The organism is Nonomuraea longispora, from assembly GCF_004348345.1.
Lineage (GTDB): Bacteria > Actinomycetota > Actinomycetes > Streptosporangiales > Streptosporangiaceae > Nonomuraea > Nonomuraea longispora.
On sequence record NZ_SMJZ01000114.1, the window covers coordinates 16060 to 28181 of the forward strand.

Annotated in this window: 11 protein-coding genes; 8 read left to right on the top strand and 3 right to left on the bottom strand. The window is 72.7% G+C overall.

Annotated elements, in window-relative coordinates; genetic code table 11:
- The first annotated feature begins 55 nt into the window (after positions 1–55).
- Together pseB and E1267_RS26640 are read left to right on the top strand one after the other, a co-directional pair.
- Positions 56–1030 carry a UDP-N-acetylglucosamine 4,6-dehydratase (inverting) gene (pseB, locus tag E1267_RS26635; RefSeq protein WP_132336124.1) on the top strand — a complete coding sequence of 325 codons (975 nt, stop codon included), beginning with the start codon at positions 56–58 and terminating at the stop codon, positions 1028–1030.
- Positions 1030–2154: a DegT/DnrJ/EryC1/StrS family aminotransferase gene (locus E1267_RS26640; protein ID WP_132336126.1), complete on the top strand. Its 1125-nt coding sequence runs from the start codon at positions 1030–1032 to the stop codon at positions 2152–2154. The genes pseB and E1267_RS26640 overlap by 1 nt, the downstream gene beginning before the upstream one ends.
- On the opposite strand, the gene E1267_RS26645 is transcribed toward E1267_RS26640, so the two are convergent.
- From E1267_RS26645 to E1267_RS26655, 3 genes are read right to left on the bottom strand one after another with little or no spacing between them, the layout of a single operon-like run.
- Positions 2155–4041, bottom strand: a complete 1887-nt coding sequence (locus E1267_RS26645) for a glycosyltransferase family 2 protein (protein WP_165959800.1) — start codon at positions 4039–4041, stop codon at positions 2155–2157.
- 20 nt (positions 4042–4061) lie between these two features.
- Positions 4062–5678, bottom strand: a complete 1617-nt coding sequence (locus E1267_RS26650; RefSeq protein ID WP_132336130.1) for a hypothetical protein — start codon at positions 5676–5678, stop codon at positions 4062–4064.
- Positions 5675–6541, bottom strand: a complete 867-nt coding sequence (locus E1267_RS26655; RefSeq protein ID WP_246064278.1) for a hypothetical protein — start codon at positions 6539–6541, stop codon at positions 5675–5677. Before E1267_RS26655 ends, E1267_RS26650 begins: the two co-directional genes overlap by 4 nt.
- Positions 6542–6702: 161 nt before the next feature.
- On the opposite strand from E1267_RS26655, the gene E1267_RS26660 reads away from it, so the two are divergent.
- From E1267_RS26660 to E1267_RS26685, 6 genes are all read left to right on the top strand, one after another.
- On the top strand, positions 6703–6951 hold the full coding sequence (locus tag E1267_RS26660) for an acyl carrier protein (RefSeq protein WP_132336132.1): 249 nt from the start codon (positions 6703–6705) through the stop codon (positions 6949–6951).
- A complete protein-coding gene (locus E1267_RS26665) occupies positions 6926–7684 on the top strand; it encodes an SDR family NAD(P)-dependent oxidoreductase (protein WP_132336134.1) in 759 nt (252 codons plus the stop codon). Before E1267_RS26660 ends, E1267_RS26665 begins: the two co-directional genes overlap by 26 nt.
- On the top strand, positions 7681–9096 hold the full coding sequence (locus E1267_RS26670; protein WP_246064279.1) for an AMP-binding protein: 1416 nt from the start codon (positions 7681–7683) through the stop codon (positions 9094–9096). Before E1267_RS26665 ends, E1267_RS26670 begins: the two co-directional genes overlap by 4 nt.
- 28 nt (positions 9097–9124) lie before the next feature.
- The gene (locus E1267_RS26675; protein ID WP_132336136.1) at positions 9125–10153 is read left to right on the top strand and encodes a LuxE/PaaK family acyltransferase; all 1029 of its coding nucleotides are present in this window, start codon (positions 9125–9127) and stop codon (positions 10151–10153) included.
- The gene (locus E1267_RS26680; protein WP_246064280.1) at positions 10123–11370 is read left to right on the top strand and encodes an acyl-CoA reductase; all 1248 of its coding nucleotides are present in this window, start codon (positions 10123–10125) and stop codon (positions 11368–11370) included. Before E1267_RS26675 ends, E1267_RS26680 begins: the two co-directional genes overlap by 31 nt.
- Positions 11367–12122, top strand: a 756-nt coding sequence (locus E1267_RS26685) for a hypothetical protein (RefSeq protein ID WP_220449694.1), incomplete at its 3' end; no start/stop codon positions are given. The genes E1267_RS26680 and E1267_RS26685, both read left to right, overlap by 4 nt.

Below are 12122 nucleotides of genomic sequence, written 5' to 3' on the forward strand. Positions count from 1 at the left end.
ATGCTACCGGCTGCTCATACGACGACAGCGCGTAAACGCGATTTCAGGGGGCCACGTGAGCATTCTCAGTGGATCGTCAATCTTGATCACCGGAGGCACGGGGTCTTTCGGCAAGGCGTTCATCCGCCACGCGCTCGACTCGCTCGGGGTGCGGCGGCTGGTGGTGTTCTCCCGCGACGAGCTCAAGCAGTACGAACTCAAGCAGCTTTTCGACGACGAACGGCTGCGCTGGTTCCTCGGCGACGTACGCGACCGCGACCGGCTGACCCGCGCCATGCACGGCATCGAGCACGTCATCCACGCGGCGGCGCTCAAGCAGGTCGACACCGCCGAGTACAACCCGTTCGAATACGTCCGCACCAACGTCTCCGGCTCCCAGAACGTCGTCGAGGCCGCCATCGACTGCGGCGTGCGCAAGGTCGTCGCGCTCTCCACCGACAAGGCGTCCAGCCCGATCAACCTCTACGGCGCCACGAAGCTGGTCGCCGACAAGCTGTTCATCTCCGCCAACCACTACGCCGCCGCCCACGAGACCCGCTTCTCCGTCGTCCGCTACGGCAACGTCGTCGGAAGTCGCGGCTCGGTCGTGCCGCTCTTCCAGCGGCTGGCGGGGCAGGGCGGTTCCCTGCCGATCACCGACAAGCGCATGACGAGGTTCTGGATCACGCTCGACCAGGCCGTCAGGTTCGTGGTGGACTCGTTCGACCTCATGCAGGGCGGCGAGCTCTACGTTCCACGCATCCCCAGCATGCGCATCACCGACCTGGCCGAGGCGCTGGCCCCGCACAGCCCGATCTACGAGATCGGCGTGCGGCCCGGCGAGAAGCTGCACGAGGAGATGATCGGGCCCGACGACGGGCGCAGGACGCTGCGGCTGGCCGACCGCTACGTGCTCCAGCCGACGATCGCGACCTGGGGCTACCGGCCTCCGCAGGCGGGCGAGCTGCTGCCCGAGGGGTTCGCCTACCGCTCCGACACCAACGACCAGTGGCTGTCGGTCGACGACCTACGCGGCATGGTGACCGGCTGATGTTGCCCTACGGACGCCAGTCGATCGCCGAGTCCGACGTGGAGGCGGTCACGGAGGTGCTGCGCGGCGACTGGCTGACGACGGGCCCCGCGGTCGGCGCGTTCGAGTCCGAGCTGGCCCACTGGACCGGCGGCGTGCCGTGCGTGGCGGTGACGTCCGGCACCGCGGCGCTGCACGTCGCCTACGTCGCGGCTGGGGTGGGGCCGGGCGACGAGGTGGTCACCTCGCCGCTGACGTTCGTGGCCACCGCCGCCACGGCCGCGCTGCTGGGAGCGCGGGTGGTCTTCGCCGACGTGCAGCCCGACACGGGCAACCTCGACCCCGACAGCGCCGCCGCGCTGGTCACGCCGCGCACGCGAGCGGTGACGGCGGTCGACTACGCGGGGCATCCCGCCGACTACGACGAGCTGCGCGCGGTCGCCGACGGGGCCGGGGCGCTGCTGATCGCCGACGCGGCCCACTCGATCGGGTCGGCGTACAAAGGGCGGCCGGTGGGGTCGCTGGCGGACCTGACGACCTTCTCCTTCTTCCCGACCAAGACCGTCACCACGGCGGAGGGCGGCGCGGTGGCGGCGGCCGACCCCGAACGGTTTCTGCGGGCCGCCCGGTTCATGAACCACGGCCTGGTGCGCGATCCCGCCGAGCAGCGTCACCCCGGCGAGGGGGGCTGGCACCAGGAGGTGCACGCGTTCGGCCTGAACTACCGGCTGCCCGACGTGCTCTGCGCGCTCGGCCTGAGCCAGCTGCGGCGGCTGCGCCGCTTCCGCGCGCGCCGCGCCGAGCTGGTCGCCCGCTACCACCTGATGCTGAGCGACGTGCCGGGGCTGACCCTGCCCGCGCAGCGCGCCTACGTGGAGCCGAGCTGGCACCTCTACCCCGTCAGGGTGCGCGACGGCCGCCGGCGGGAGGTCTACGACCGCATGCGCGCCGCGGGCATCGGCGTACAGGTCAACTACCTGCCGGCCTACCTGCATCCGGTGTTCGAGGACCTCGGCTACCGGCGCGGGCTCTGCCCCGTGGCCGAGGCCTACTACGCCGAGGAGTTGTCGCTGCCGTTGTTCCCCTGCCTGTCGGACGTCCAGCAGGAGCGGGTCGCGGAGACGCTGGCCGGCATCATGTCCTGATCACCGTTCGGCGAGCAGCAGGCCGCCGTCGTCGTCCCTGTCGATGAGGAAGCGCCGGTCGGCGACGGTCGCGACCGGCCGCTCCGCCGTACGCACCAGGGGGCGCAGCGGCCTGCCCTGATCGATGAGCACCTCCCACCACGCCTCGTCGCCGACGCGCTCGTCGATGTCGGCCAGCGGCACCCGGGCGCGGAACTCCCGGCCCTCCAGCGCGACGGGGAAGTACATCTCCTCGCCGTCGCTCCTGCGTCTCAGCCTCAGCACGGGCTCGCCGTCGCCGGCGTCGGAGATCTTCCCGGCGCACACCAGCTCGCCGCCGTCCACGCGGCACGATCCGATGACCGCCTTGGGCGTACGCAGCCGCAGACCCCAGGCGCCCTTGGGCATGCGTACCGGCACCACCCACACTCCCGGCAACCGCAGCGGCTCAGGGACGAGTGGCCGTGACCAGCGCGGACCGGCCACCCGCCCGTCGAGTCTCAGCCCGTGGCCTTTCAGCCGCGCGCGCAGGTCCCAGTGCCCGTGCCTGGCCAGCTGCGCGGCCGTCAGCGTCTCCGGGTCGAAGGCGAACCTGAACGGGAAGGTGTGCTCGGCCACCGGGTCGCCGTCGTCGCGCTCGAAGTCCTCCCAGACGGGCGCGCTGACCGCGTCCGACAGGCGTACGGTCTCGCCCGTCCCGCGCTCCTGCAGCCACACGCACAGGCGCACCCGGCGCAGCCGGGCCGCGTCGAACCTGCCCAGCGCCACCCTGCCCACGCCGTGCAGCACGCCGTCACGCCACTCCAGGCTCACCAGCCGGCCCGCCAGGCGCAGCTCGCCGGAGACGTCCGACAGGCGGGCGGGCATCGACGGGTGGCGGCCGTGCCAGCGCCTGCGCAGCAGCCCGGCCCGGCCGACCTCGGGCAGCAGCCGCCCGTCGCGGGCCTGGGCGAACACGTCGGTCAGCTCCTCCAGGCGGCGCCGGTGCAGCAGGTGGACCTGGAGGCGGCGCTCGAACGGGATGCTCTGCCAGGCCTGCGGCGACACGCCGTCGAGGTAGTGGCAGGCCAGGTCGAGCAGTTCGGGGTCCGCCGACGGGCCCATCGTGGCCACGGCCTCGACGGCGACGCCCATGTCGATGTCCATCGTGTCGCGGTCGAAGGCGGGCTTCAGCCCCGGCGCCGCGCGGCCGAGCAGGTCGGCGGTCTGCACCACCGACAGCAGGCGGTCACGCAGGTTGCCCGGTTCCAGGCTGCGCTGGGTGATCGAGGCGCCCGGCTCGTCGCGCTGCCGCCAGTGGTAGACGACCCTGGACAGCACGTCCACGGAACGGGCGCCGACGTGGGCGGCCATGGCGACGGGCTGGTCCTCGTACATGCGCTCGGGGAAGCTCAGGCCGAGTTCGTCCCAGAAGGAGCGGCGGTAGACCTTGTTCCACAACATGCGGTCGCGGATCAGCAGCGGGTGGCGGGTGATGTGGGTGCCCTTGCGCGGCCTGGCGAACGCCTGCCGGTGCGCCCACGAGGGCACGAGCAGGTTGCGGTGCAGCCGCATGACGTTGCCGCACGCCAGGTCGGAGCCGGTGCTCTCCAGCGAGGCCACCAAGCGGCCGAACGCGTCGCGCGGCACGGTGTCGTCGCCGTCGACGAAGGCCAGGTAGCGGCCGCTCGCCTGCCGTACGCCGACGTTGCGCGCCCGGCCGACGCCGTGGTTGTCCTGCCTGATGAGGCGGATCCGGCCGTCGCGGGCCTGCCTGGACGCCACGACGGCCGGGCCGCCGTCCTCGCTGCCGTCGTCGACGCAGACCACCTCGAGGTCGTTCAGGGTCTGCGCGGCGATGGAGTCCAGGCAGGGTCCGATGTACTTCTCGACGTTATAGAACGGCACGATCACCGACAGAACCGGCACATGCACTCCTCATCGTTACGTCAACCGGACAACAGGCGGATGACTCGGCGGGCGACCTTGCGAGGGCGGGCCAGGCGGCGGGAGAGGCGGTATCCGAGGGTTCTTCTGTAGGCGGTGGCCTTGCGCTGCGTCCTGCGCAGGCGGGACTTCGACCTGACCAGCTCGCGCTCGCGGTAGGTCAGCTTGGTCTCCAGGCGGGCGATCCTGGCCAGGGCCGCGGTCAGCTGGTCGGCCAGACGGTCGCGGGCGCCGAGCAGGTCGCGGTAGGTGGGGGCCTGCTCGGCCAGTTCGGCGGGCTGGCCGAGCTCGGCGTCGAACTTCCTGGCCCGGTCGAGGTCGCCCCGGTCGCAGGGCCGCCCGGCCATGCCGCACAGGGTCAGCGCGAGCTGGTCGGCCTCCAGCGGCCACGGCCACGGATGGTGGTGCCCGGCCGCCAGCAGCCTGACCGCGAAACGCCACAGGATCCGGCAGAGCACGACGCGCGGCTCGGGCGGCATGGACGGCGCGGCCGGCGGGCTGATCGCGGCGAAGCGGGCGCCGTCGTAGACGAGGCTGTCGGCCGCCCCCACGACGCTGCCGCCGCCCTCCAGCCAGCCGGCGAGGTGGGCGAGCAGGTCGCGTACGGCTTTGACGTCCTCACGGGCGCAGGCCTCGACGAGGATCTCCTCGACGACCCGGCCGGTGGGGATCTGGCGTTCCTCGCCGTCGGGCAGCCGCCGGGTGGCCGTGCCGGTGAACTCGTACAGAGCCGAGCCCTCCTCGATCAGGCCCAGCGGCAGGTCGCCCGCGACACCCGGTGTGACCGGCGGCCGGGCGGCGACGGCGACCCAGAGGGGCGCCAGCTCCTCCCCCAGGCGGTGGCGGAACACCACGCGGGTCAGCCGCAGCGGGTCGGCCGCCAGCATGCGGTCACCGCCGCGGGCGCTGAGCGGGAACGTGAGCGCGTCGGGCAGGTCCCCGGCCAGCGCCTCACTGGCCAGCAGCGCGCGCGGCGCCTGGCGCCCGGGGTAGGCCGCGTAGCGGCGCAGCACGCCCAGCCCCGCGCACTCCAGGCCGCGGTCGACGGCCAGCGGCCCGCTGGGGTAGCTCGGGTCGAAACCGTGCGGCGCCCACTGGTCGTCGCCGCCCTCCCGGTCAGCGGGCCTGGCCTCGACGAACCGGTCGATGCCCAGGTCGTTGCGTACGCCGAGCACCAGCCGCCCGCCGGGCGCGACCAGCGCCGCGAGCGCGGCCACCGAGTCCTTCCACTTGGCGGCCGGCGCCTCGGCGGAGTGCGTGCGCGCCAGCCCGTCGATCGCCACCACCAGGTCGTACGACTCGCCGCCGTCGAGCAGTTCCAGCCGCCCGCAGAACACCTCCAGCCCCGGGTGCCGCGAGCCGAGCGCGCACGCGTCGGGGTAGGAGCGCACGAGCGCCGCCGCCTCGGAAGCCAGCTCGACGACCTCGTCCACCAGCACCTGGGGATGCGGCCCGACCAGCAGCACCCGGCCGCTCGCCGGGATCATCCGCCTGATCAGTTCCAGTGCCGCGCCGCGCCAGTCCGTGATACCCCCCATGTTGGACATGTCGGACCACAGCAGCATCTCCCCGCCGATGAGCCGGACGTTCTCGGGTGCCTCGTCCATGCGCGTGCTCATGCCCTCGCTCCGTGCCCGGTCGCCGGGGACCCGCGGCGCACCCGCTTCCATCCGAACATCCGCCGTAGCTCCTCCGGTGTCGCCTGATAGTCGAATCCCAGCTCCTGCCGTGCCGTCTCCGCCGCCAGCCCGGGGTCGACGGCCGTGCCGTGCAGCTCGGGCCAGAGCCTCATGCGGCGGCCCGTGCCGCCGTACTCAGGCCGTTCGTCCTCGTACTGCATCGGATCGCCGTAGACGGCGATCTCGCACCCCACGGACGCGCCGTAGAACAGCGCGCTGCCGAGCCTGTTGGAGGCCGCCCTGCGGTGCCGCCGCAACTGGATCAGCTGCTCGCGCAGGAAGTCACGCCCCTTCGTGTCCCAGCGGGATCCGCGCTCGCCATGGCAGACGACCCGGAAACCTCTCGACTCGTACGCCCGCCGAATGTCCGGATTTGCGAACTCTAGCCAGTAAAGGCAGATGGTGACCGGACCAACCTCGACATCGCGTATTTCATCGGCAAGTCGACCGTGGTCGCCGCTGACGGAATACTTCTCCCATCCATGAAAGGGATACCAGATCGTACCCTCCCGTTCGGGAACCACGCCCAAGTCCGGCTCGAGGTGAAGAAGGTAGATCCAGGGCGCTCCGATCAGATAGTGCCCCCTGCGCCCCATCGACCAGCCCCGGCGGCGCAGCACGTCCGACCAGACGAAACGCGGGTAGCCGGGGCTGCACCAATGGTCATTCGGAGGAAATCCGTGGAGATAGTTCCATCCGTGCTGGAGAAACCCTTGGATGCGCTTCGGCATCTCATCCGGCATGCCGCAATATTTGCCGAGTATGCGGGAGTGCCCGTACCAGTGATTGGATTCGTCCATCATTTCCCCCGTACGGTTGGCGTGTCCCAGCCGACATTCCCAGCCCCCCGCACACGCCACTCGTCGTTATACGCTTCCATTACCCGGCACGGGGCCTTGGTTTCTCCTCACCTGTCGATCGTGGCTACACTGGGTCGCGCCTTGAGGACAGAGAGTGAGTGATCATGAGTCATCTCGATCGCCTGCGGGCCGTCTTCCGCGTGGCGCTCAACCTGCCTGACGGCACCGACGTCGACGGGCTCGAATACCGTGCCATCCCTCAGTGGGACTCCTTGGCCCACATGGCGTTGATCGCCGCGATGGAGGACGAGTTCTCCGTCATGATCGACACCGACGAGATGATCGACATGAGTTCGTTCGCCAAGGCGACCGAGCTGCTGGAGAAGCATGGCGTCGGCGCTGCCTCCCGCTGAGGCCAGGGTCGCCCTGGTCACGGGCTCCACGGCGGGCATCGGCCGGGCCATCGCGACCACGCTGGCCGCCGCCGGTCACGACGTCGTGCTGCACGGCCGCGACGAGGAGCGGGCCGCGAAGGTCGCCGCCGACGTCGCCGCCGAGACCGGCGGCCTGACCGACTCCGTCCACGGCGACGTGGCCGATCCTGGGCTCGTCTCGGCCATGATGCGGCGCATCTACCAGCGGCACGGCCGGCTCGACTCCCTGGTGATCAACGCGGGCGTGCACGCGGCCGGCCTGCTCGGCATGGTCCGCCACGACACCATCGGCCGCCTCTTCGAGGTCAACGCGATCGGCGCCACCCACACTCTGCAGGCCTCGCTCCGGCTGCTGCGCCGGGGCACCAGTCCCGCCGTGGTGCTCGTCTCCTCGATCATGGGCCGCGCCGGCGGCGCCGGTCAGGCGGTCTACTCCGCCGCCAAGGCCTCGATCATCGGCCTCACCTTGGCGGCCGCCAAGGAGCTGGGGCCCACGGGCATCCGCGTCAACGCCGTGGCGCCCGGCTACATCCAGACCGACATGCTCACCACGCTCGACGAGCACAGCCGCACGGCCACGGTCGCGGCCACCCCGCTCGGCCGCCTCGGCCGGCCGGCCGACGTCGCCCGCGCCACCGTGTTCCTGCTCTCCTCCGACGCCGGCTTCATCACCGGCCAGGTCCTCGGGGTGGACGGCGGGCTGGTGCTGTGACCACACCGGACCCGCGGTCCCCCAGCGGGGAGGGCTCGCTCGCTGTGTGGGCCGCCGGCTGCGCCTCCGCCGAGCCGCCCTTCCCCCATCCGGAGGCTCGGCTCGTCGTCGCGGGCGACACGGAGGGGCTCTCGGGAAGGAAGCTGGCCGACCACATCGACCGCGCCGCCGAGGCCCTGGCGCGGCTGCGGCCAGGTCCCCTGTTCTGCGGGATGCGCAACAACCTCGCGTCGGTGCTGCGCTATCTCGCCGCCTGGCGCTCCGGCCGGCCGATCGCGCTGCTCGACCCCGACCTGCCCACCGGGGCGCTGGCCGACCTGGCGGGCCGGTTCCAGCCGGCCGCCCTGCTCGGGTTCACCCACGTGGCCGACGGCTCGTCACCGCGCGCCCAGCGCGCCGCGGCGCAACGTGGTGGAGCCGGCACGCCGGAGCCGCATCCCGACCTGGCGGTGCTCCTCGCCACGTCGGGCTCGACCGGCAACCCCAGGCTCGTCCGCCTCTCGCGCCGGGCCGTGCTCGCCAACGCCGCAGCCATCGCCACGGCGCTGTCCATCGAGCCCGCCGAGGTGGCGCCGACCAGCCTGCCGCTGCACTACAGCTACGGCCTGTCGGTGCTCAACAGCCACCTTCTGGCGGGGGCGAGCGTCGTGCTGACGGAGGCGGGGCTGCTGGAGCGCTCGTTCTGGACCCACCTCGACGCCCACCGCTGCACGTCACTGGCCGCCGTCCCCTACCAGTACGAAATGTTGCGCCGGCTGCGCTATGACCGCGCCGAGCACCCCGCGCTCGCCACGCTGACGCAGGCGGGCGGGCGGCTCAGCGAGGAGCTGGCCAAGGAGTTCGCCGCCCAGGCCGACCGATTCTTCGTCATGTACGGGCAGACCGAGGCCACGGCCCGCATCGCCGTCATGCCTCCCGACCGGCTGGCCGACAGGCCGGGCTCGGCCGGGCTCGCCGTCCCCGGCGGGCGGCTGTCCATCGACGACGGTCAGGTCGTCTACCACGGGCCCAACGTCATGATGGGCTACGCGGAGAGCGCCGCAGACCTGGCCAGGGGCGACGACCTCGGCGGGGTGCTGCGCACGGGCGACCTCGGGCGGCTCGACCCCGAGGGGTTCCTCTACGTCACCGGCCGGCTCAAGCGCATCGCCAAGATCTTCGGCGTGCGGGTCAACCTCGACGACGTCGAGCGTCTGCTGCCGGCCTCCGGCCCGGCGGCGGCCACCAGCGGCGACGACCGGGTGACGGTGTGGACGGAAGGGCTCGACGCGGCAGCCTGCGCGAGGCTGGCCCGGCGGCTCGGCGCGGAGCTGCGCGTGCACTGGAGCGGGTTCGACGTCCGCAGCGTCGACCGGCTTCCCCTCCTGGCCAACGGCAAGATCGACTACCGTGCGCTGGAGTCCCTCGCATGACGTCCCCGGGTCCTGAGAGGTGGGGCCGGTGAGCGTGTTCACGCTGGGCGGGGCCGAGCGGGAGGCGGTGCTGGCGCCGGCCCTGGCGGCGCTGACCGAGCGCCACCGGCAGGCGTGCCCCCCATACTCCAGAATTCTCGACGCGATCGGCGCGCGGCCTCCCTACGAGCGGGTGGCCGACCTGCCGTGGCTGCCCGTGCGGCTGTTCAAGACGCACGAGTTGCGCAGCGTGGAAGAGGACCAGGTGTTCAGGGTGCTGACGTCGAGCGGCACGACGGGGCAGCGGCCGAGCCGGGTGTTCCTCGACCGTGAGGCGGCGGCCGCGCAGACCCGGATGCTGGCGGCGACGCTCAGGGTGGTGCTGGGCGAGCGGCGGCTGCCGATGCTGGTGGTCGACAGCCGCTCCGTGGTGCGCGATCCGGCGCTGAGCGCGCGGGGCGCAGGGGTGCTCGGCATGATGAACTTCGGCAGGGACCACACGTTCGTGCTCGACGAGCACGGCCGGGTGGACGCCGAGGCGGTCAAGGGGTTCCTGGCGCGGCACGGCGGCGAGCGCTTCCTGGTCTTCGGGTTCACGTTCATGGTCTGGCTCTACCTGCGCGGTCTCGGCGCCGACCTGTCGCAGGGGGTGCTGATCCACTCGGGCGGGTGGAAGCGGCTGGCCGAGCAGGAGGTCGGCAACGCCGAGTTCCGGCGGCGGCTGGCGCAGGAGTGCGGGCTGCGCAGCGTGCACAACTTCTACGGCATGGTCGAGCAGATCGGCACCGTGTTCCTGGAGGGGCCGGACGGCGACGGGCTCTACTGCCCCGACTTCGCCGACGTCGTGATCCGCGACCCGGAGACGTGGCAGGAGGCGCCGCCCGGCGTGCCGGGGCTGATCGAGGTGGTCAGCACGCTGCCGACCTCCTATCCGGGGCATGTCCTGCTGACGGAGGACATCGGCGTCGTTCGCGGCGTCGACGACGGGTGCCTGCCGGGGCGGCGGTTCGAGGTGCTCGGCAGGTTGCCGCGGGCCGAGGCGCGGGGTTGCAGCGACACGTTCGGGCAGGGCGGCTGATGCCGGGCCCCGAGGTGACGGTCAGGTTCCCCGCTGCCGGGAGGGTGCCCGTCGAGGTGCTGCTCGGGCAGGTGCGCGGCCGGCTGGAGACGGGTGACGAGCGGGTCCGCGCGTTCCTCGCCGCGTTCGGCAGGCGGCTGCTGCGGCCGGCGTCGGCACGCCGGCATCCCGAGCTCGGCTCGCTCGGCTTCTTCCTGCGGCCCAGCGAGCTGGCCCGCACGGTCGAGGGGGCGGCGGGCGAGCACGTCCGCGTCCCGCGCGGCCTGGTCTTCCACGTCCCTCCCGCGAACGTCGACACCGTCTTCGTCTACTCCTGGGCGTTGTCGGCCCTGATGGGCAACCGCAACGTCGTGCGCCTGTCGCCGCGCTCCGGCCCGGTGGCCGGGCTCATCCTCGACACGCTGCACGAGGCGCTGGCCGAGGCCGACCCGGTGATCGCCGACACGCAGCGGATCGTCTCCTACGACCGCGACGACGCCGTGACCGCCGCGCTCAGCGCCGCCTGCGACCTGCGGGTGGTGTGGGGCGGCGACGACACCGTGAACGCGCTGCGCCGGCACGCGCTCGCCCCGCACGCCCGTGACCTGGTCTTCCCCGACCGGTCGTCGTTCGCGGTGATCCGGGCGGCGGCCTGGTCGGGCGCTCCTGAGCAGGTGCGGGTCAGGGTGGCCGAGAAATTCGTCAACGACGCCTACTGGTTCGACCAGGCGGCCTGCTCGTCCCCCGGCACCGTGTTCTGGGTGGGGACGGCCGGCGACTGCGAGGCGGCGCGGGCCGACTTCGGCGACCACGTCGCGCGGGTGCTGGACGAGCGCGGGTGGGGGGTCGACGCGGCGATGGCCGTGGAGAAGCGGGTCGCCGCCTACGGGCTGGCCGCCGACGGGGTGGCGGAGCGGGTGGAGTTCCGGGGCAACGCGCTGGCGGACGTGACGCTGGCCGAGGGCGCCGCGCCGCCCAGGCGGTGGCTGGGGGCGGGGACGTTCGCGCACGCCAGGATCGGCGCGCTGGCGGAGCTGGGCGCGCTCGTCGAGCGGCGCGACCAGACGATGACCCATTTCGGGTTCGCGGGGGCCGAGCTGGAAGAGCTGGCCAGAGGGCTGGCCGGCCGCGGGGTCGACCGGATGGTGCCCGTCGGCGGCGCGCTCAGCTTCCACCGGGTGTGGGACGGCGTCGACCTGCCCGCCGAGTTCACCCGACTGGTGACCGTGACCCGATGACGCTGGCGAGACCCGAGAGCACGCACGTCGGCCTCCCGGGGTCTCCGGGGCGCGGGCCCGGCCGGGGCTGGGTGCCGGCCCTGCTGGTGGCCGCGGGCACGGTGGCCGCGCTGATGTGGTGCGGGGTGCCCGCCCGTGACCTGGCGGCCTTCGCTGCGTACGTCGGCGCCGGCGTGGCGCTGCCCGGCACGCTGCTGTGGCGGGCGCTGACCGGGGGCGGGCGGACGACGGCGGAGGACCTCGCGGCCGGGCTGGCGATGGGCTACGCGGTCGAGGTGCTGGCCTACATCCCGGCCCGCGCCGCGGGGCAGCCGCTGCTGGTGCTGGTGCCGCCCGTGGCCGTGGTGGCCACGTTCCTGTGCGTGCCGCGCCTGTGGCGGCACTGGCGGGGCACGCCGGGCCGGGAGCGCATGCCGGGATGGTGCGCATGGGCGCTCGCCGGAGTGGTCGGCTACCTGGTCACGTGGTGCGTGATCTCGCTCTACCGCCACCCGGTCTCCAGCGCGTACGTCGACATGCCCTACCACCTGGCGTTGGTCGGCGAGGTCAGGCACCACGTGCCGCCCACGCTGCCGTCGGTGCTGGGTGAGCGGCTCTCCTACCACTGGTTCGTCTACGCCGACATGGCGGCCACGAGTTGGGTCACCGGGATCGAGCCGGTGACGCTGGTCTACCGGCTGTCCACGCTGCCGATGATGGTGGCGACGGTCGTGCTGGTCGCGGTGCTCGGGCGGCGGCTCGGCGGGCGCTGG

What these genes read in the sequence shown, in the direction of transcription:
- E1267_RS26655 (WP_246064278.1), bottom strand. Translation starts at nt 6,541, where the DNA reads ATGATGGACGAATCCAATCACTGGTACGGGCACTCCCGCATACTCGGC.
- E1267_RS26660 (WP_132336132.1), top strand. Translation starts at nt 6,703, where the DNA reads ATGAGTCATCTCGATCGCCTGCGGGCCGTCTTCCGCGTGGCGCTCAAC.
- E1267_RS26650 (WP_132336130.1), bottom strand. Translation starts at nt 5,678, where the DNA reads ATGAGCACGCGCATGGACGAGGCACCCGAGAACGTCCGGCTCATCGGC.
- E1267_RS26640 (WP_132336126.1), top strand. Translation starts at nt 1,030, where the DNA reads ATGTTGCCCTACGGACGCCAGTCGATCGCCGAGTCCGACGTGGAGGCG.
- E1267_RS26665 (WP_132336134.1), top strand. Translation starts at nt 6,926, where the DNA reads ATGGCGTCGGCGCTGCCTCCCGCTGAGGCCAGGGTCGCCCTGGTCACG.